This window comes from Mycobacterium palustre, from assembly GCF_002101785.1.
Lineage (GTDB): Bacteria > Actinomycetota > Actinomycetes > Mycobacteriales > Mycobacteriaceae > Mycobacterium > Mycobacterium palustre.
Map to the genome: position 1 here is coordinate 1 of NZ_LQPJ01000106.1, position 20,525 is coordinate 20,525.

General features: G+C 69.9%; 12 protein-coding genes and 1 pseudogene. 7 read left to right on the top strand and 6 right to left on the bottom strand.

Translation table 11 applies throughout. The features are described from left to right. On the bottom strand, positions 1 to 554 hold a 554-nt coding region (locus AWC19_RS15045; RefSeq protein WP_142281197.1), incomplete at its 3' end, for a PE family protein. A gap of 170 nt (positions 555 to 724) precedes the next feature. After that, on the bottom strand, positions 725 to 3,964 hold the full coding sequence (locus AWC19_RS15050) for a helix-turn-helix transcriptional regulator (protein ID WP_245848995.1): 3,240 nt from the start codon (positions 3,962 to 3,964) through the stop codon (positions 725 to 727). Between the two features lie 405 nt (positions 3,965 to 4,369). On the opposite strand from AWC19_RS15050, the gene AWC19_RS15055 reads away from it, so the two are divergent. From AWC19_RS15055 to AWC19_RS15070, 4 genes are all read left to right on the top strand, one after another. Further along, positions 4,370 to 6,166 carry a PPE family protein gene (locus tag AWC19_RS15055; RefSeq protein ID WP_085078867.1) on the top strand — a complete coding sequence of 599 codons (1,797 nt, stop codon included), beginning with the start codon at positions 4,370 to 4,372 and terminating at the stop codon, positions 6,164 to 6,166. Between the two features lie 8 nt (positions 6,167 to 6,174). Continuing rightward, positions 6,175 to 7,293, top strand: coding sequence for a PPE family protein (locus AWC19_RS15060; protein WP_085078868.1), 1,119 nt, complete (start codon positions 6,175 to 6,177; stop codon positions 7,291 to 7,293). Positions 7,294 to 7,381: 88 nt separating this feature from the next. Next, complete coding sequence (locus AWC19_RS15065; protein WP_085078869.1) at positions 7,382 to 7,678, top strand: WXG100 family type VII secretion target; 297 nt, start codon at positions 7,382 to 7,384, stop codon at positions 7,676 to 7,678. Between the two features lie 11 nt (positions 7,679 to 7,689). Then, a complete protein-coding gene (locus AWC19_RS15070; RefSeq protein WP_085078870.1) occupies positions 7,690 to 7,974 on the top strand; it encodes a WXG100 family type VII secretion target in 285 nt (94 codons plus the stop codon). A gap of 74 nt (positions 7,975 to 8,048) precedes the next feature. On the opposite strand, the pseudogene AWC19_RS15075 reads toward AWC19_RS15070, so the two are convergent. Next, positions 8,049 to 9,424 (bottom strand): annotated as a pseudogene (locus tag AWC19_RS15075) (flavin monoamine oxidase family protein). Positions 9,425 to 9,734: 310 nt separating this feature from the next. Beyond that, on the bottom strand, positions 9,735 to 10,646 hold the full coding sequence (locus AWC19_RS15080) for a GGDEF domain-containing protein (RefSeq protein ID WP_085078871.1): 912 nt from the start codon (positions 10,644 to 10,646) through the stop codon (positions 9,735 to 9,737). Between the two features lie 192 nt (positions 10,647 to 10,838). On the opposite strand from AWC19_RS15080, the gene prpD reads away from it, so the two are divergent. Then, on the top strand, positions 10,839 to 12,347 hold the full coding sequence (gene prpD, locus AWC19_RS15085; RefSeq protein WP_085078872.1) for a 2-methylcitrate dehydratase PrpD: 1,509 nt from the start codon (positions 10,839 to 10,841) through the stop codon (positions 12,345 to 12,347). A 258-nt stretch (positions 12,348 to 12,605) separates the two neighbouring features. After that, a complete protein-coding gene (locus AWC19_RS15090; RefSeq protein ID WP_085078873.1) occupies positions 12,606 to 15,989 on the top strand; it encodes a pyruvate carboxylase in 3,384 nt (1,127 codons plus the stop codon). Between the two features lie 28 nt (positions 15,990 to 16,017). Here AWC19_RS15090 and AWC19_RS15095 read toward each other — a convergent pair whose 3' ends face one another. Continuing rightward, on the bottom strand, positions 16,018 to 16,221 hold the full coding sequence (locus AWC19_RS15095) for a hypothetical protein (RefSeq protein ID WP_085078874.1): 204 nt from the start codon (positions 16,219 to 16,221) through the stop codon (positions 16,018 to 16,020). A gap of 111 nt (positions 16,222 to 16,332) precedes the next feature. On the opposite strand from AWC19_RS15095, the gene AWC19_RS15100 reads away from it, so the two are divergent. Beyond that, the gene (locus tag AWC19_RS15100; RefSeq protein WP_085078875.1) at positions 16,333 to 18,078 is read left to right on the top strand and encodes a DUF3556 domain-containing protein; all 1,746 of its coding nucleotides are present in this window, start codon (positions 16,333 to 16,335) and stop codon (positions 18,076 to 18,078) included. A 55-nt stretch (positions 18,079 to 18,133) separates the two neighbouring features. On the opposite strand, the gene metE is transcribed toward AWC19_RS15100, so the two are convergent. Next, positions 18,134 to 20,404 carry a 5-methyltetrahydropteroyltriglutamate--homocysteine S-methyltransferase gene (gene metE / locus AWC19_RS15105; RefSeq protein WP_085078876.1) on the bottom strand — a complete coding sequence of 757 codons (2,271 nt, stop codon included), beginning with the start codon at positions 20,402 to 20,404 and terminating at the stop codon, positions 18,134 to 18,136. Between the last annotated feature and the right edge of the window lie 121 nt (positions 20,405 to 20,525).

Genomic DNA, 20,525 nt, shown 5'->3' on the forward strand with positions numbered 1-20,525 from the left:
GGCCCGCCCAGCGCCAACGGGTTTCCCCCGGCGCCGCCCGCCCCGCCGTTGCCGATCAGCCCGCCGGCCCCGCCGTTGCCGCCGTTTCCGCCGGCGTTGCCGCCGTTGGTGCCGGACCCGCCGGCGCCGCCATTGCCGATCAACCACCCCCCGGGCGTGCCGTTTTGCCCGGTTCCCGGCGCGCCGTCGACGCCATTGCCGATCAGCGGCCGCCCGGTGGCCGCCTGGATGGGCCCGTTAATGCCGTCGAGCAGGCTTTGCATCGGGTTCGCGTTGGCCGCTTCCGCGGCCGCGAACATCGCCCCGCTGGCGCTCATCGTCTGCACGAATTGCCGATGGAACAGCGCCGCCTCGGCGCTCATCGCCTGATACAGCTCGGCGTGGCCGGAAAACAGCGACGCGATCGCGGCCGACACCTCGTCGGCGCCCGCCGCCAGCACGCTGGTGGTCGGGGCCATCGCGGCGGCGTTGGCGGCGCTGAGCGCCGAGCCGATGTTCTCGACGTCCGCCGCGGCGGCCGCGAGCATCTCGGGCGCCACTATCACAAACGACATCGCTGTCCTCCCGGTCGTGAAGCGCTCGGGGGGTGCGCGTCGCCACCCGGCCCGACGTGTCAGTTGCAATCGCCTTCAGCATGCGAAGCGGGGCCGCGACGAACGTCGGTCATGGCTCGTAGATTGCGCGCGGTCAGGGTCGTAGATTTGCCGGGCGGCGGCGCGCAGGCTCAGCTCTTGCCGGAGGCTTCCTGCGCGAGCTGCACGCGCGAGGCGATGCCGAGTTTGGCGTACACGTGGGTCAGATGGGTCTGCACCGTCCGCCGCGAGATGAACAGCCGGGCGGCGATCTCGTTGTTGGCCAGGCCCTCGGCGACCAACCGCGCGACATCCCGCTCGGTCGGGGTCAGCGACGCCCAGCCGCTGGTCGGGCGCTTGCGCTCGCCGCGACCGCGCCGCGCGTAGGCGATCGCCTCCTCGACCGACAGGCCGGCCCCCTCGGCCCAGGCGGCGTCGAAGGCCGGCACCCCCATGGCCGCGCGCAGCGCCGCAACCGTCCGCTCGTGCTCCGCGTCGTAGATCCCGAACCGCACCACGCCGATCCGTCGCCGGATCCGGTCCGCGGCGCCGAAGAGCCGTGCCGCGTCGCGGTGGCTCGTGCCGTCGGCGGCCAGCCGGCCGAGGCACTCGAGGATGTCGGGGACCGCCAGGTGTGCCTGGCATTCCGCGGCGCAGCCCAGCGCCTTGTGGGCGTCGCGCTCCGCGTGATCCGGCTCGGCCTTGGCGATCGCGATGCGGGCGCGCGTCGTCAGCGCCCGGGCCAGATGCCAGCCCGACGACACCGCGATCTGCTGGTCGGCCCACCGTCCCGCCTCGATCAAGTCCCCGCGCGCCAGGGCGACCTCGGCGCCCGGGTTGGCGATCGCCGCGCCCAGCTCGCCCCGCACGCCGAGCCGGCGCTGCGCCTCCTCGCTCGCCGCCGCCGCCGCCGCGATGTCACCGCCGGCCACTGCCGCGGTGGCCAGCACCGCGTGGCTGAACCCCTCGTTGTACGGCCACAGGTCGGCCGCGGCCTCCAGCGAGGCGCGCGCGGCCGCTTGGGCCGCCGGGATGTGGCCCTGGAAGGCGAGCGCGAGGCTCAGGCTCAGCCGCGCGCCCCACCGGAACAAGACGTCGTGGGCCGCGTCGGCGTCGGCGGTCACCGCCCCGAACTGCGCGACGGCGGGGGCCAGATCGCCCGCCATCAGCTGCGCCAGCCCGAGCGTCCAGCGGCACGAGCGCGCGTGGAAGTGGTCGCCGATCGCCTCGGCGAGCGCGAGGCCTTCCTCCGACGCCTCACCCGCGGCGATCGGGTCGCCCGCGTAGAACGCGCCGTTGGCCTGCCAGGTCAGGATCTGGGTGAGCCGCCACTGGTCGCCGAGCGAGCGGGCGATGCCGAGCGCCTCGGCCAGGTACGGACGCGCCGCGTCGGCGCTGTAGGAAGCGATGGCGCCGCAGGCGGTCAGGGCGCGCGCCAGCAGGGCGGGGTCGTCGATCTCGCGGGCGATCGCGACGGCTTGGTGCGCCTGCTCGAGGTTGTCGCCGATGCTGCGCGACGCATCGAGGGACGCCTTGTCGGCCAGCGCGCGCCCGCGCACCACCGCGGAGATGTCGGAGTGGTGCGCGCCCTGCTCGGCCAGGGTGGCCTCGAACCAGGCCAGCCCTTCCTGGATGCGACCGCGGGTCTGCCACAGCGGTTGCAGCGACGAGGTCAGCTCCAAAGCCCGTTCGACCTCGCCGTTTTGGCGGCTCCACGCGAACGCGGCCCGCAGGTTGTCGATCTCGGCCTCGACCTGTTCGAGGCGCTGCTGGTGGTACTCGTCGGCCGGGCTGTCCAGCAGCGCGGCCATCGCCGCGTAGTAGTCGCGGTGCCGCGTGCGGACCTCGTCGTCCTCGCCCGATTGCCGCAGCTTCCCCATCGCGTAGTGGCGGACCGTCTCGAGCAGCCGGAACCGGGTCCGGTCCCCGGCGTGTTCGGCCACCACGAGCGACTTGTCCACCAGCTGGGCGAGCAGATCCAGGACATGGTGTTGCTGCCCGAAATCGCGGTCGGCGACGACCCGCGCGGCGTCCAGGTCGAAGCCGCCCCGGAACACCGACAGCCGGCGAAACAGCACGCGTTCCGGCTCGCTCAGCAGCGCGTGCGACCAGTCGACCGACGCCCCCAGCGTCTTTTTGCCGCGCGCCGCGGACGCTTCGTCGTGCACCAGCCGGAAGCGGTTGCGCAGGCCGTCGAGGATTTCGGTCAGCGACATCATCCGCACGCGCGCCGCGGTCAGCTCGATTCCCAGGGGCAGACCGTCCAGGCGGGCGCAGATCTCGCGCACGGTGGCGGAGTCGTCGACGGCGATGTCGAAATCGGGCCGTGCCAGGCGGGCGCGTTCGACGAAGAGTTCGATCGCCTCGTCGGCGAGCGACAGCGACGGCACCCGCCAGGTCATCTCGCCGGCCAGCCCGAGCGGCTCGCGGCTGGTGGTCAGGATGGTCAACTGGGGACACGCGCGCAGCAACTCGACGGACAGTTCCGCGCACACGTCGATCACGTGCTCGCAGTTGTCCAGCACCACGAGCACCCGGTGGTCGCCGAGGAAACGCACCAGCGTGTCGAGGGCCGACCGGCCCGGCTGGTCCGGAAGGCCGAGCGCCCGGATCGCCGCGACGGGCACCACCGCGGGATCGGTGACCGGCGCGAGGTCGACAAACCACACGTTGCCGTCGAACTCGGCCGCCGCCTGGGCCGCGACCTGCACCGCCAACCGAGTCTTGCCGACACCGCCCGCACCGGCCAGGGTCACCAACCGATTCTCCGAGAGGGCCTTGGCCACGTCGCCGGTCAGCGTGACGCGACCCACGAACGTGGTCAGCTGCACCGGCAGCCCGTGCGGGACCACGCTGCCGGTCGTGCGCAGCGGCGGGAACTCGACGTCCAAGTCGGAGTGGCACAGCTGCGCCACCCGTTGCGGGCGGGGAAGGTCGCCGAGCTGGTGGGCGCCCAGCTCGACCAGCCAGGCGTCGGCGGGCAGCCGGTCGACGACGAGGTCGCGGGTGATGCCCGAGATCAGGATCTGCCCGCCGTGCGCCAGGTCGCGCAGCCGGGTCGCGCGCTCGGGGGTCGCGCCGACGTAGTCGCCCGCGTCGCCCAGCCGCGCCTCGCCGGTGTGCACGCCGACGCGCAGGCGCATCGGCCCCAGCGGCGCGCGTTGCAACTCGACGGCGCACGCCACGGCGTCGGTCGCGTGCGCGAAGGCGGCCACGAAGCCGGCGTCCGCGCCCGGTTCCACGGCCAGCACGCCGTGGTGCGCGGGGACGATCTCGCCGACCACGCGGTCCAGCCGCACCAGGGCGGCCGTCATTTGCTCCGGCTGGGTCTCCCACAGTCGCTCGGAGTCGTCGAAATCGGCGAGAAGCAGGGTCACCGTTCCTGCGGGCATAAGCTCCTTCGCGCCATGGTCACCCCTATTCCGTGACCCGACCCCCGCGCGTACATCAGTTTCGCTCATGCCGGCCGCCCCGGGTCGAATACACCGAAAAATGTGGAGATTGTCGAGGCCGAGTGGGTTTCCCGCAGAGCCCCCGCGTGGGCCGCCCGTTTGCCGCGGGCGGTCCTACGACCCCGCATCTCGACGCGATTACGACCCTTCATGTTCAGGATCTACGCGATTCGACCGACGTTAGTTCGACACGCGCCGTACATATTCGACTCGTTGTCATCGACGTCGGGGGTCGATACCACGCATTCGCTGTGCGCGACCGGTCCCCCGATAAAAGGTCTTTCAACAGGGTTGCGGCCCCCAGGGCAGCTTTCCGCTGAGTGCGATCAACGAAGGGACATCGCGATGAACTTCCTGGTGCTGCCGCCGGAAATCAATTCGGCGCGGATGTATCTGGGCGCGGGGCCGGGACCGATGCTCGCGGCGGCGACGGCCTGGGACGGGCTGGCCGGCGAGTTGGGTGCGGCGGCGAGTTCGTTCGGATCGGTGACCTCGGGGCTGGCGGGCGCGGCCTGGCAGGGTCCGGCGGCCGCGGCGATGCTGGGGGCGGCCGCGCCGTACGCGGGCTGGCTTTCCGCCGCGGCGGCACACGCGCAGGGTGCGGCGGGGCAGGCGCGGGCGGCGGTGTCGGCGTTCGAGGCGGCGGTAGCCGCGACCGTGCACCCGGGCGCGGTGGCGGCCAACCGCAACCAGCTGGTGTCGTTGGTGAGCGCCAACCTGTTCGGCCAGAACGCGCCGGCGATCGCGGCGGCCGAGGCCCAGTACGAGCAGATGTGGGCCGCCGACGTGGCCGCGATGGTCGGCTATCACGGCGGGGCCTCGGCGGTGGCCGCGCGGTTGGCCCCGATGCAGCAGGCGCTGCAAAACCTGCCCGGCCCGCTGGGTCAACTGCAGGCCGCCTTGGCGAGCATGAATGTGGGCCCGGGCAACACCGGAAGCGGCAACGTGGGCGCCGGCAACCAGGGCAGCGGCAACATCGGCAGCGGGAACAAGGGCAACCAGAACCTGGGCGGCGGCAACCAGGGCAGCGGCAACGTCGGCAGCGGGAACTTCGGCAACGGCAACGTCGGCAACGGCAACTTCGGTACGCAGAACCTCGGCAGCGGCAACCTCGGCCAGAACAACATGGGCGACGGGAACTTCGGCATCGGCAACATCGGCGTCGGTAACCAAGGCAGCGGCAACCTCGGCAACGGCAACCTGGGCAACGCCAACACCGGCAGCGGAAACCGCGGCGACTCCAACATGGGCTTCGGCAACCGCGGCAACAACAACGTCGGCTTCGGCAACGCCGGCAATCACAACGTGGGCTTTGGCAATACGGGCAACAACGACATCGGTTTCGGGCTCACCGGTGACAACCAGATCGGTTTCGGCGCACTGAATTCCGGGGTCGGCAACATCGGCTTCGGCAACTCGGGCACCGGCAACATCGGATTCTTCAATTCCGGCACGGGGAACGTGGGCTTCTTCAACTCGGGCAACCACAGCTTCGGGTTCGACAACTCAGGCAGCATCAACACCGGCTTCTGGAACTCGGGCTTCACCAACACGGGCTTCGGGAACGCCGGCAACAACAACTTTGGGTTCGGCAACGGCGGTTCGAACAACTTCGGCATGGTCAACGGCAGTGCGCAGAATTTCGGCTTCGGCAACGGGGGTGCCGAAAACACCGGGTTCTTCAACGGCGGAAGCCTCAACACCGGATACATGAACGCCGGCGACGTCAACACCGGGTGGGCGAATTCGGGCGAAAGCAACACCGGCGCCTTCGACGCGGGCAACCTGAACACCGGCTTCGGCAGCGTGATCACCCCGGCCGGCGTGAAGAACTCGGGCTTCGGCACCACCGGCCTCGACTCGTCGGGCTTCTTCAACACCGCGGGCGCCTCGTCCGGCTTCAAGAACACGGGCGTGGCCTTCGATACCGGCTTCCACAACTCGGGCAACGGCAGCAACGCCGGCATCAACAACGCGGGCAGCACCCTCATCGGGATCGGAAACACCGGGTTCTTGAACGTCGGCATCGGCAACACGAACGTCTTCAGCTCGGGCATCGGCAACTCCGGCAACAGCGACTCCGGATTCTTCAACGTCAAGGACGCGATCGCCGGCTTCTTCAACCTGCTGGCCATGGTCTGACAGGCGTTGTGATGCCGGACTTTTCGCTGCTGCCTCCGGAGATCAATTCGGCGCTGATCTATGCCGGGGCGGGTGCGGGCCCGCTGTTCGCGGCGGCGACGGCCTGGGACGGGCTGGCCACCGACCTGTGGGCGTCGGCGTCGTCGTTTGGCGCGGTGATCTCGGCACTGGCGGAGGGGCCGTGGACGGGCCCGGCGTCGGAGGCGATGGCGGGCGCCGCGGCGCCGTACGCGTCGTGGCTGGCGTCGTCGGCGGCCCGGGCGGAAGGCACGGCGGCGCAAGCCCGGGCGGCGGCGACGGCGTTCGAGGCGGCGCAGACCGCGACCGTGCATCCGGCTGCCGTCGCGGCGAACCGGGCCCAGCTGATGACGTTGGTGGCGACGAACTTGCTCGGCCAAAACACGCCGGCGATCGCGGCCACGGAGTTTCAGTACATGGAGATGTGGGCGCAGGACGTCGCCGCGATGCTCGGCTACCACGCCGGCGCGATGTCGGTGGCGTCATCGCTGACGCCGTTCGCGGCACCGCCAATCGGCCTGGGCGACTTGGCGTCTCAGCTTGCCGCGGGGGCGACGGCGGTGGCCTCGACGGCGGGGGACGCGGTCCAGTCACTGATTTCGGGCGTGCCGCTGCAGTCGTTGTCGTCGGTGGCGCAAGTAGCGACGCTTCCGGTCAGCATGCTGATGTCCCCGCTGATGTCGTTGGCGCAGGGCGCCAACGGCGCCGGCCTGGCCGGTACGGCGGCGACGGGCCTGGGCGCCGACGCCCCGAAATTCGTCGGCGACACCGCTCCCGCGGCCAGGCCGCTCGGGGGCGGCGGCGCGGGGCTGGGCCCGGCGATGTCCGCGGGCTTGGGGAAGGCCCGGCTGGTCGGTGCGCTGTCGGTGCCACCGACCTGGCAGGGGTCGACGCCGGCCCGGATGGTCAGTTCCGCCATGGCCGGGCTTGGCGGCGAAATGCCCAGTGCCGCTTCGGCGGTCGGCGCCGGTATGGGTGCCATGCCGATGCCGATGCCCATGGGCGGCCTGGGCGGCGGCATGCCCGGCGCGATGTTGGGGCGCGGCGGGGCCAGTCCGCATGTGGTGCAGTCGCGGGCCACCGTGGTGCCGCGGGTCGGGGTCGGATAGGGCGGGGGTGAGCGGTCGAGGCTCTTCCGATGGGCCGCCGCGCGCGGCACGCAAAGGACAGTGATCCGTTTTTCGAAAGGAGACAGTGGTGGCTACTCGATTCATGACAGATCCGGACGCGATGCGCGCGATGGCCGGGCGGTTCGAGGTGCACGCCCAAACGGTCGAGGATGAGGCGCGCCGCATGTGGGCGTCGTCGCAAAGCATTTCCGGCGCCGGCTGGAGCGGTGCGGCCGAGGCGACGTCGTTCGACACGATGGGACAGATGAACCAGGCGTTCCGCAACATTGTGAGCATGCTGCACGGCGTGCGCGACGGATTGTTGCGTGACGCCGGCAATTACGAGCAGCAAGAGCAGGCTTCGCAGCAAGTGTTGAGCAGCTAGGAGGTTGGGCGATGACGATCAATTACCAGTTCGGCGACGTGGACTCCCACGGCGCCTTGATCCGCGCCCAGGCGGCGTCGTTGGAGGCCGAGCACCAGGCGATCGTGCGAGATGTGCTGGCAGCCGGTGACTTTTGGGGTGGCGCCGGGTCGGTGGCCTGCCAGGAATTCATCACACAGCTGGGCCGCAACTTCCAGGTGATCTACGAGCAGGCCAACGCTCACGGCGCCAAGGTGCAGGCCGCGGGCAGCAACATGGCCAGCACGGATTCCGCGGTGGGTTCCAGCTGGGCTTAGCCGCTTCGCGGGCCGGTCCGCGGGTGCGGGTCCACCATGGCCAGTGGGCCCGCGCCCGTGTCGCGCCGAGCGCGCTAAGTTATTGCGGCAGAGGTGGTTTCGGCAGCCATCACCTCGGCCGCCGCCCGCTCACCGGAGCGAATGGCGCCGTCGATCCAGCCGCACATGATCGCCGAGCTCTCCGTGCCCGCCCAGTGGATGCGGCCGCAGGGCTCGCGCAGGGTGTAACCGAACTCGGTCAGCACGCCGGGCGGGGCATGGCTGATCATCCCGCCACCGGAGTAGCGCTCGATCGTCCAGTTCTGCTCGTGGAACTCCCGGGCCGCCTTGGCCTTGTTGCCGAACCGGTCGGCGAGTTCGCCGATGACGACCGCCTTCCGTTCGGACTCGTCGAGGTTTGTCAGCCGCCGCGCCGCCGGCCCTTCGGTGATGACGCACATGATCCCGGGGTTGGCGGTATCGGTGCACGCATCGATGGTCAGGGTGGCCGGTGTTCCCGGTGCGGCCGACTGGCCCGACAGCCCGTCGGCGCGCCAGAAGGGCTCGTCGTAGATGACCGAGATCTTGATGACCGCGCCGCTGGGCATGCGCTGGTGCAAGAGCGCCCGATCCACCGGCAGCAGCGGCTCGTAGGCGATCGAGGTCGCGACCGCCAGCGGGATCGCGACGATGGTCCGGCGCGCCCGCACCGCAGTACCGTCCGCGGTGACCGTGACCCCGTCGGCGTCCTGGGTGATCTGCCGGACAGGCCGCGAAAGGTGCAGCGCGCAACCGAGTTCCGCGGCCATCGGGCCATAGAGGGCGCCCATCCCGCCGACCGGGCGGGCGTCCTGGGCGCCGCCCTTGCCGGAAATGACGAAGGTGGCGCCGCCGCCGGAGGAACCCATCTGGGGGTCAGCAGCCATAGCAGCGACGTCTCCGACCCCGCCGAGGTGTAGGTGCCGGACAACGCCATGTCCAGCATCTCGCGGGCTCGCCTGGACATGGTGCTGTTCTCGATCCATTCACCCACGCTGATGCGGTCCCATTCGGCGGCATGCTTTGCCTCCCAGGGGTTTTCGCGAGGGATCGATTTGCACATCTTGTCTATCGAGAGCAGGCCCACGCCGAGGTTGGCGACCGCCCACGGGCTCATCGTCCAGGGGATGGTGCCCCCGTAGCGATGCTTTTTGCCGTCGACGATCATCATCGCGTCGCCGTCGTGATGCTGCTTGTATTCGGCGACGCCGAACTCTTCCATCAGCGCATAGATGCGATCCTGCCCGGGTCCCACCCACGCGCCGCCGCGGTCGACCCACGAGCCGTCGGGACGGTATTCGGTGAACGTGCGGCCGCCGACCCGGTCGCGCGCCTCCAGCAAGGCCACCGATCGGCCCGCTCGCTTCAACCGCAGGGCGGCCGTCAAACCCGCGAATCCCGCGCCGACCACGCAATAATCGACCTCCGACACGACTGGCTCCTTCGCTAGCCCGCCCTAGCAGCAAACTACACCGGTCGGCGCGCACACGGGGGCGACTACACGCGGATTTCCCGGAGGTTCGACCCTTCCGGTCGAGCGCGCGGCAAAGCCGTTGCCGCTCTTGCCGATTGGCGGCACGGTGCTGGTGGGCTGGTTCAAAGATGATGGGCCTGATTGCCGCCGCGGCGTTTGGCGGTGTACATCGCCGCGTCGGCCGACTCGATGAGCTTTTCGATGAATCCGGGGGCGTTGTACGTGCCGGTCGGGGGCAGCTCGGCGCAGGCCGTGCCGATGCTGGCCGTCAGCCCGCGGGGAGCGCGGCGATGGCAGCGCCCAATCGAGCCGAGATCGACTCGGCGTCCGGGAGCGGGCCCGTGGCGGCGATGAGGAACTCTTCGCCGCCGGCGCGGCAGAGCACCGCGGTGGGCCCCATGTGCTGCCGCAGCACGTCGGCGACCGCGATCAGCGCCCGGTCCCCCGCGAGGTGACCGAAGGTGTCGTTGATGCGTTTGAACGCGTCGAGGTCGATCATGATCATCGTCAGGTGGGTGTCGCCGGCGCGCGCATCGGCGAGCCGGCGGGCGAGGGCGGCGGTGAACCCCCGACGATTGAACAGCCCGGTCAGCGCGTCTTCGTCGGCGCGTTCCGCGTAGGTCCCCACGGCGTGCGACATGCCGCGCATGGCCAATGGAAACGACAGGTTGAGCATCGCGATCACCCAGAAGGCGGCGATCCCGGTTCCGGTGTCGAATTCACGAGCGAGGTGCGTCGCGGCCGCGACGGAGACGATCGCCAGGGCAGTGCTGAACACCAGAAGTTTGTTGCCGTGGAACAGCGCTATGTAACCGCTGTTGACGGCCATGGCGCAGCAGCCGACGGCTGCCAGCGCGGCGGCCGGCTGGATCAGGGTCCAACCCGCAATGCACGTCGCGGCGACAACCCCGAAAACCTCGGATTGGACCCGGTTTGGCCAATGGGTCAACCAGAAGACGGTCACGACGACGATGAAGGCCGTCACGACCGAGTCGACGAGCACCGTCCCGGGAGTTGGGTGCCGCGCGCTGAGCATGGTGGTCACCGGGACGAGCCCCGAGATAGCGGAGATGGCCCCCAGGGCCCACTGTGCCGCGCGAAGCAGGCCGCGCTCGCGCAGGATTTCGGTGATCCATTCGAACTGATCGGGTCGGCCCAGCCACGACGAGACGCGGGACACGTTTGAATCCTCCCTTCGTGACCCAGCTCGGCCCCGACACCGCTCGGTGCGGCAATTGTGCCCAATCGGTCGACCTTTCGCCCGGAATGCCGGGCGGTGGGTGGGGCAGGCCGGTGCTGATGTGCGGGTCGACGCGAACCGGGCGGCCTAGGTAGGGAAAGGCGCAACGGCAAGCTGCGTACCGTGCGGCATATGCGCACTCACGACGTTCGAACCCGGCGCAGCGCCGAGGACTTCCCCCGCACCGAGCACCTGGCGTGGCAGATCGCCGAGGTCGCGGCGGACCCCGTAGCCGTGCCGCCGGCGACCGAGGCGATGGTGATCAACCGCATCATCGACAACGCCGCGGTCTCCGCCGCCTCGGTGACCCGCCGCCCGGTGGCGGTCGCCCGCGCCCAAGCGCAGGCGCATCCCGCCGAGTCTCGAGGCGCGAAGGTGTTCGGGGTCGGCGGCGACTATTCGCCGGAGTGGGCGGCCTGGGCCAACGGTGTCGCGGTGCGCGAACTGGACTTCCACGACACCTTCCTGGCCGCGGAGTACTCCCATCCGGGCGACAACATCCCCGCCCTGGTCGCCGTCGCCCAACACCTCGGAATCGGCGGCGCCGACCTCGTCCGCGGCATCGCCACCGGCTACGAGATTCAGGTCGACCTGGCCAAGGGAATCTGCCTGCACGAGCACAAGATCGACCACGTCGCGCACCTCGGCCCGTCGGTGGCCGCCGGGCTGGGGACGATGCTTCGCCTCGACAAGGAAACGATCTACCAGGCCATTGGTCAGGCGCTGCACCTGACGACGGCCACCCGGCAGTCGCGCAAGGGCCTGATCTCGAGCTGGAAGGCGTTCGCGCCGGCCTGGGCCGGGAAGGTCGCCATCGAGGCCGTCGACCGCGCGATGCGCGGCGAAGGCGCGCCCGCCCCGATCTGGGAGGGCGAGGACGGCGTGATCGCCTGGTTGCTGTCGGGGCCGGAGCGTACCTATCGGGTGCCGCTGCCCGAACCCGGCGAGCCGAAGCGCGCCATCCTGGAGACCTACACCAAGGAGCACTCCGCGGAATACCAGAGCCAGGCCGTGATCGACCTCGCCCGCCGGCTGCGCGAGCGTATCGGCGACCTGGACCAGGTGGCGACGATCGTGTTGCACACCAGCCACCACACCCATCACGTGATCGGCACCGGCTCAAACGATCCACAGAAATACGACCCGGACGCGTCCCGGGAAACGCTGGACCACTCGGTGATGTACATCTTCGCCGTCGCCCTGCAGGATGGCGCCTGGCATCACGAGCGGTCCTATGCGCCGGAGCGGGCGCACCGCCCCGACACCGTCGAGCTGTGGCGCAAGATTTCGACCGTCGAAGACCCCGAGTGGACGCGGCGCTACCACTCGACCGACCCGGCGCGGAAGGCGTTCGGTGCGCGGGCGGAGGTCACCCTCGAAAGCGGTGCGGTCATCATCGACGAGATCGCTGTCGCCGACGCACACCCCTTGGGGGCCAGGCCTTTTCGGCGCAAGGAGTACATCGAAAAGTTCGCCGCGCTGGCCGACTGTGTCGTCGGCGAGGCCGAGCAACGGCGGTTCCTGTCGGCGGTTGAGGCGCTGCCCGATCTGCGGGCCGGCGCGCTCGGGGCGCTCAACGTCGCCGTTGATCCGCTGATCCTCGACGAGGCGCCGACCGTCCCGCCGGGCATCTTTGGATGAGCGGGCGCATCGCCAGCGCCGTTTCCCGGTCCGACAAGCGGGCGCGATTGCGCGGAGTGCTGAAAAGTAGCCAGCTGCAACGATATTCGGATACTCGTCCGCCGCCGGTGGCTCCGGCGCCCGGTCGGCGTTGCCGATTTCAAGCATGTCGCGCAGCACCGCTTCATGGCGCCATCGGCGCTCTCGATGGGCCCGCTGCACGGTGGCGCCGCTCAGCGAGTACCTCGGGCCGCCGCGACGGGCTCTATCGTAACTACCGTGATCGAAAAAGTACTGGTCGCAAATCGGGGGGAGATCGCGATCCGCGCCTTCCGCGCGGCCTACGAACTGGACCTGGCCACCGTAGCGGTGTATCCGTACGAGGACCGCAACTCCGTGCATCGGTTGAAGGCCGACGAGTCGTATCAGATCGGCGAGCCGGGCCACCCGGTGCGCGCCTACCTGTCGGTCGACGACATCGTCGCGACGGCGCGGGAGTGCGGGGCCGACGCGATCTACCCGGGGTACGGCTTCCTGTCGGAGAACCCGGACCTGGCGGCGGCCTGCGAGGCGGCGGGCATCACGTTCGTCGGCCCGAGCACCGAGGTCTTGGAGCTCACCGGCAACAAGTCGCGCGCGATCGCCGCGGCGCGGGCGGCGGGCCTGCCCGTGCCGGCGTCCTCGGCGCCCTCGACGTCGGTGCACGAACTGCTGACGGCCGCCGAGTCGATGGCATTCCCGTTGTTCGTCAAGGCCGTTGCCGGCGGTGGCGGCCGGGGCATGCACCGGGTCACCGACCGCGAAGCGCTGCCCGAGGCGATCGAGGCCGCCAGCCGCGAGGCCGAGTCCGCGTTCGGGGACGCCTCGGTGTTCCTCGAGCAGGCGGTGCTCAATCCGCGTCACATCGAAGTCCAGGTGCTCGCCGACGGCCACGGCAACGTGATCCACCTGTACGAACGGGATTGCAGCGTGCAGCGGCGGCACCAGAAGGTCATCGAAATAGCGCCCGCGCCCAACCTCGATCCCGAACTGCGCGAGCGAATCTGTGCCGACGCGGTGGCATTCGCGCGAAGCATCGGCTACACGTGTGCGGGCACGGTGGAATTCTTGCTCGACGAACGCGGCAACCACGTGTTCATCGAGATGAACCCGCGCATCCAGGTCGAGCACACGGTCACCGAGGAGATCACCGACGTCGACCTGGTGTCGGCCCAGCTGCGCATCGCGGCCGGACAGACGCTGGAAGAGATTGGCCTGAGCCAGGATTCGATCGCCCCGCGCGGCGCGGCGTTGCAGTGCCGGATCACCACCGAGGACCCGGCCAACGGTTTCCGCCCGGACACCGGCCGGATCACCGCCTACCGCACCCCGGGCGGTGCCGGGATCCGGCTGGACGGCGGCACCACGTTGGGCGCGGAGATCAGCGCGCACTTCGACTCGATGCTGATCAAGCTGACCTGCCGGGGCCGCGATTTCACCAGCGCCGTGCGGCGGGCGCGGCGCGCGGTCGCCGAGTTCCGCATCCGCGGCGTGTCCACGAATATCCCGTTCCTGCAAGCGGTTCTGGAGGACCCCGATTTCCAAGCCGGCCGGGTCACCACGTCGTTCATCGAGGAGCGCCCGCAGCTGCTCACCGCGCGCAGTTCGGCCGACCGCGGCACCAAGATCCTCAACTACCTGGCCGACGTCACCGTCAACAAGCCGCACGGCGAGCGTCCGTCGGCGGTGTATCCGCACGACAAGCTGCCCGACATCGACCTGTCCGCGACCCCGCCGCCGGGATCCAAGCAGCGCCTCACCGAGCTGGGACCGGACCGATTCGCCCAGTGGCTGCGCCGGTCGGGCGGCGTCGGTGTGACGGACACGACCTTCCGCGACGCGCATCAGTCCCTGCTGGCAACCCGGGTCCGCACCAGCGGCCTGGTCAAGGTGGCGCCCCACATCGCGCGGATGACGCCGCAGCTGCTGTCGATCGAATGCTGGGGTGGGGCGACCTACGATGTGGCACTGCGATTTTTGAAAGAGGACCCGTGGGAGCGGCTGGCGGCGCTGCGGGAGGCCGTGCCCAACATCTGCCTGCAAATGCTGCTGCGGGGCCGAAACACGGTGGGCTACACCCCCTATCCGGTAACCGTGACAACGGCCTTCGTCGAGGAGGCCGCCAGCGTCGGCATCGACATCTTCCGGATCTTCGATGCCCTGAACAACGTCGACTCGATGCGCCCGGCGATCGATGCCGTCCGCGAAACCGGCACCGCAATAGCCGAAGTCGCGATGTCCTACACCGGCGACATCAGCGATCCGACCGAGAACCTGTACACGCTCGACTACTACCTCAAGCTGGCCGATCAGATCGCCACGGCGGGCGCGCACGTGCTGGCGATCAAGGACATGGCCGGGCTGCTCCGCGCGCCCGCGGCCGCAACGCTGATATCGGCGCTCAAGTCCCGGTTCGACCTGCCGGTCCACGTGCACACCCATGACACCCCGGGCGGGCAGCTGGCGACGTACGTCGCGGCCTGGCACGCCGGCGCCGACGCCGTCGACGGCGCCGCGGCCCCGCTGGCCGGGACCACCAGCCAGCCCGCGCTGTCGTCGATCGTTGCCGCCGCGGCCCACACGAGCCACGACACCGGGCTGTCGCTGGAGGCGGTCTGCGCGTTGGAGCCGTACTGGGAGGCGCTCCGAAAGGTGTACGCGCCCTTCGAATCCGGCCTGCCGGCCCCGACCGGCCGGGTATACCGCCACGAGATACCGGGCGGGCAGCTGTCCAACCTTCGGCAGCAGGCCATCGCCCTCGGGCTCGGCGACCGCTTCGAGGACATCGAGGACGCCTACGCCGGGGCCGACGCGATCCTCGGGCACCTGGTCAAGGTCACCCCGTCCAGCAAGGTGGTCGGGGACCTGGCGCTGGCGCTGGTCGGGGCGGGCGTCACCGCCCGGGACTTCGCCGACGACCCGGCCCGCTACGACATCCCCGAATCGGTCATCGGCTTCCTGCGCGGCGAGCTCGGCGACCCGCCCGGCGGCTGGCCGGAACCGCTGCGCACCAAGGTATTAGAAGGTCGCGGCCCGGCGAAACCCGAGCAGGAGCTGTCGGCCGCCGACGAGAAGGCGCTGGCCGGGCACGGCGCCGCCCGCCAGGCCACGCTGAATCGGTTGCTGTTCCCCGGGCCCACCAAGGAGCTGGAGGATCACCGCGAGAAGTACGGCGACACGTCTCAGTTGAGCGCGAATCAGTTCTTCTACGGTTTGCGGCAGGAGGAGGAACATCGCGTCGAGTTGGAGCGCGGCGTGGAGTTGCTGATCGGCCTCGAGGCCATCTCCGATCCCGACGAACGGGGCATGCGCACGGTGATGTGCATCCTCAACGGGCAGCTGCGGCCGGTGGTGGTGCGCGACCGCAGCATCGCCGCGGACGTGCCCGCCGCCGAAAAGGCCGACCGCGCCAACCCCGACCACATCGCCGCCCCGTTCGCCGGCGTCGTCACCGTGACCGTCGGCGTCGGCGACGAAGTCGACGCCGGCCAGACCGTCGCGACGATCGAAGCCATGAAGATGGAAGCGGCGGTGACCAGCCCCAAAGCCGGGAAGGTGGCGCGGGTGGCGGTGTCGCAGACCGCCCAGGTCGAAGGCGGCGACCTGCTGGTGGTCGTCACCTAACCGGTCGGCGTGTGGCTCCCGGCGTCGGTTAGGACGGCCCGCCGTACTGCCACACCAGGGTGTGGGCGCCGGTCATCGTGGGGTTGCACCACATCATCCGGCCGTTGGCGTCCCGGGTGGTGGCGTGCAGCACCGTGCAGGCGTCGCCCGGGGCGGGCGCGTCGGCTCGGGCGACGGCCATCGGCGAGACGGCGGCGATCGTTGCCAATAGGGCGAGAAGAAGTTTGCTCATGTCGATGTCTCCCAGCGCAGGCCGGCCCGCGCCCACCGTATCCTTGCGCCGGACCCGCGGGCAAAGAATTCGTTGCGCGGGCCCCTAGAACGCGTTCTAGTCTTTGGAACCATGGGATTTCTCAAGCCGGAGCTGCCGCAGGTCGACATGGCCGAATGGAACAAGGGCACCCGCGCCGAGAAGATTCGCCCGATGGCCCGGCACTGGGCCGAGGTGGGCTTCGGCACGCCGGTCGCCCTGCACCTGTTCTACGTCCTGAAGATCCTGCTCTACATTTTGGTCGGGTGGTTGTTCGCGTCGGCCACCAAGGGACTGGGCGGGTTCACCCACGTCGCGTCGTGGTGGTCCGAGCCGATCGTGTTCGAGAAGGTCGTGCTCTACACGATGCTGTTCGAGGTGATCGGCCTGGGCTGCGGCTTCGGCCCGCTGAACAACCGCTTCTTCCCGCCGATGGGCTCCATCCTGTACTGGATGCGGTTCGGCACCATCCGGCTGCCACCGTGGCCCGATCGCGTCCCGCTGACCAGGGGCACCGCCCGCCGGCCGGTGGATGTCTTCCTGTATGCGGCGCTGCTGGCGACGACGCTGTGGGCGTTGTTCTCCGACGGCACCGGCCCCATCCCCGAACTGGGCACGACGGTCGGGCTGCTGCCGGCGTCGGAGATCGTGGTGATCCTGCTGATCCTCGGCGTCGCGGGGCTGCGCGACAAGGTGATCTTCTTGGCCGCGCGCGGCGAGGTCTACGCGACGCTGGCGGTGACCTTCCTGTTCGGCGGGGCCGACATGATCGTCGGGTCCAAGGTGGTGTTTTTGGTGATCTGGATGGGTGCGGCGACGTCGAAGCTCAACAAGCACTTCCCGTTCGTGATCTCCACGATGATGTCCAACAACCCGCTGATGCGCCCCAAGTGGCTCAAGCGGCGCTTCTTCGAAAAGTTCCCCGACGACCTGCGTCCGGGGCGGCTGTCGCGCTGGCTGGCCCATGTGAGCACCGCGATCGAGATGCTCGTCCCGCTCCCGCTGTTCTTCTGCCACGGCGGTTGGCCGCTCGCGGTGGCCGCGTTCGTCATGGTGTGCTTCCACCTGGGCATCCTGGTGTCCATCCCGATGGGCGTGCCGCTGGAGTGGAACGTCTTCATGATCTTCGGCGTGCTGTCGCTGTTCGTCGCGCACGCCCGCCTGGGGTTGGCCGACCTGCACCACCCGGTGGTGGTGGCGTTGCTGTTCGTCGTGATCGCCGGAATTGTGGCGCTGGGCAACGTGTTTCCGCGCAAGATCTCGTTTTTGCCCGGCATGCGCTACTACGCCGGCAATTGGGACACCACGCTGTGGTGCATGAAGTCCTCGGCCAACGACAAGGTAGCCCGGGGCATCATCGCGATCGCCAGCATGCCGCAGGAACAATTGGAGCGGTTCTACGGCAGCCCCGAGGCCGCGCAGATCCCGATCTACATGGGCTACGCGTTCCGCGGGTTCAACACCCACGGGCGGGCGCTGTTCACGCTGGCGCACCGCGCCATGGCCGGCCACGACGAGGACGACTACGTCATCACCGACGGCGAGCGGATCTGCAGCACCGCGATCGGCTGGAATTTCGGCGACGGCCACATGCACAACGAGCAGCTGATCACCGCCATGCAGGAGCGCTGCCACTTCGAGCCGGGCGAGGTGCGCGTCGTCCTGCTCGACGCCCAGCCGATCCACCGCCAAACGCAGCAGTACCGCCTGGTCGACGCTGCGACGGGCGAGTTCGAGCGCGGCTACGTCCGCGTCGCCGACATGGTGACCCGGCAGCCCTGGGCCGACGACGTGCCGGTCCAGGTGCTGAGCGGCCCCGGAATAGGTCCGCGAGCGTAACCACACTGCGAAACAACCGCGGGCGGACTCGCAGCGCGGTTACGCTCGCCAAGCCCTAAGCCTCCGCCCGGACCTCCCGCGCCGCGGCCACCATGTTGCGCAGCGACGCGGCCACCTCGTCGGGATTGCGGGTCTTCAGCCCGCAGTCCGGGTTGACCCAAAGCCGTTGCGGCGGCACCGCTCTCAGCGCCGCGCGCAGCGACTTGGCCATCTCGGCGGTGGGCGGCACCCGCGGCGAGTGGATGTCGTACACGCCCGGTCCCACGCTGTTGGCGAAGCCGACCGAGTTCAGGTCGTCGAGCACCTCCATGTGCGAGCGCGCGGCCTCCAACGACGTGACGTCGGCGTCCAGGTCGGCGATCGCCCCGATCACCTCGCCGAACTCCGAGTAGCACAGGTGGGTGTGGATCTGGGTCGCGTCGTCGACGCCGGAGGTCGCGAGCCGGAAAGCCGCTACGGCCCAACGCAAGTACTCCTCCTGCCGGGCGCGGCGCAGCGGCAGCAGCTCGCGCAGCGCCGGCTCGTCGACCTGGATCACCGCGATGCCCGCCGCCTGCAGATCCACCGTCTCGTCGCGGATGGCCAGCGCGACCTGGTTGGCGGTGTCGGCGAGCGGCTGGTCGTCGCGCACGAACGACCACGCCAGGATCGTGACCGGCCCGGTCAGCATGCCCTTGACCGGCTTGTCGGTCAGCGACTGGGCGTAGGTGATCCATTCGACGGTCATCGGGTGCGGCCGCGAGACGTCGCCGTACAGGATCGGCGGGCGCACGCAGCGGCTGCCGTACGACTGGACCCAGCCGTTCTGCGTGGCGAAGAAACCCTCGAGCTGCTCGGCGAAGTATTGGACCATGTCGTTGCGCTCCGGCTCGCCGTGCACGAGGACATCGAGGCCGAGGTCCTCCTGCAGCTTGACGACGTCGGCGATCTCCTTGCGCATCTTGGCGACGTATTCGGCCTCGTCGATCTCCCCGGCCCGAAACGCCGCGCGCGCCTTGCGGATCGCCGGGGTCTGTGGGTAGGAGCCGATGGTCGTCGTCGGCAGCGGAGGCAGGTGTAGCCGCGCCTCCTGGCGGGCGCGGCGCTGCGCCGCGTCGCCGCGATGCGTGCCCGACGCGAGGATCTCGTCGATGCGGGAGCGCACGGCGGCGTTGTGCAGCCGGGGATCGCTGCGGCGGGAGGCGACGGCGGCGTTGGACGCCGCGACCTCGTCGGCGACCGCGTCGCGCCCGTCACGCAGAGCGCGAGCCAAAACCACGACCTCGCGCACCTTTTCGGCCCCGAACGCCAGCCAGCTGCGCAGGTTGTCGTCCAGCCCGGTTTCGGGCTCCAGCGAGTACGGCACGTGCATCGTCGAGCATGAGGTCGAAACAGCCAGCGCCGCAGCCGAAACCGGCAGGGCGGCCAGCTTGGCCAGCGCCGCGTCCAGGTCCGTGCGCCAGACGTTGCGCCCGTCGACGATGCCGGCGACCAGGATCTTGGTGGACAGCTCGGGGATGCCGGCAACCGCGGTGTCGGGGCCGGCCACCAGGTCGACGCCGATCGCCTCGACCGGCGTGCGGGCCAGCGCCGCCAGCGAGTCGCCGGGATCGCCGAAGTAGGTGGCGACGTGAATTGCCGGCCGGTTGCGCACCGCCCCCAGCGCGTTGTAGACGGCCTCGGCCAGCGCGGGCGCGTCGGGGGAGATGTCGGTGACCAGCGCCGGCTCGTCGAACTGCACCCACCGCGCCCCGCCGTCGGCGAGCAGCGAGAGCAGCTCGGAATAGACCGGCACCAGTTCCTGCAGCCGCCCGATCGGGGCGCCCGCGCCGTCGATCCCCTTGCTCAGCAGCAGGAAGGTGATCGGCCCGATGACGACGGGCCGCGCCGGAATGCCTTGCCCGAGCGCCTCTTTCAGCTCGGAAACCACCTTGTCGGGGTGCAGCGTGAACCGGGTCGCGGGCTCGATCTCGGGGACCAGGTAGTGGTAGTTGGTGTCGAACCACTTGGTCATCTCCAGCGGGGCGGCGTCGGCGTTCCCGCGCGCCAGCGCGAAGTACCGGTCCAGCTCGTCGGGCACCTCCGCCGCCCGGGCCGGCAGCGCGCCGAGCATCACCGCCGTGTCCAGCATCTGGTCGTAGTACGAAAAGGTGTTCACCGGCACCGAGTCCAGGCCGGCCGCGGCCAGCTGCGACCACGTGTCGCGGCGCAACGCCGCGGCCACGGACTCCAGCTCCGATCGGCTGGTGCGCCCGGCCCAGTAACCCTCGGTCGCGCGCTTGAGTTCGCGTTTCGGCCCGATGCGCGGGGAGCCGGTAACCGTCGCGGTGAATGGTTGAGAGCTCACGTTTTCGTCCTATCGATCGACGGGGTGCTCACCGCCACGGACGCGCGGCCGATCCGATCCACGGTGAACGCCTTGGTGTTACACCGCACCGGGCCCGGCCAAACGCCCAATCCACGAGGCG

Coding starts and splice junctions, on each gene's coding strand:
- AWC19_RS15050 (WP_245848995.1), bottom strand. CDS start 3,964: ATGCCCGCAGGAACGGTGACCCTGCTTCTCGCCGATTTCGACGACTCC.
- AWC19_RS15095 (WP_085078874.1), bottom strand. CDS start 16,221: ATGAGCAAACTTCTTCTCGCCCTATTGGCAACGATCGCCGCCGTCTCG.
- prpD (WP_085078872.1), top strand. CDS start 10,839: ATGCGCACTCACGACGTTCGAACCCGGCGCAGCGCCGAGGACTTCCCC.
- AWC19_RS15100 (WP_085078875.1), top strand. CDS start 16,333: ATGGGATTTCTCAAGCCGGAGCTGCCGCAGGTCGACATGGCCGAATGG.
- AWC19_RS15070 (WP_085078870.1), top strand. CDS start 7,690: ATGACGATCAATTACCAGTTCGGCGACGTGGACTCCCACGGCGCCTTG.
- AWC19_RS15055 (WP_085078867.1), top strand. CDS start 4,370: ATGAACTTCCTGGTGCTGCCGCCGGAAATCAATTCGGCGCGGATGTAT.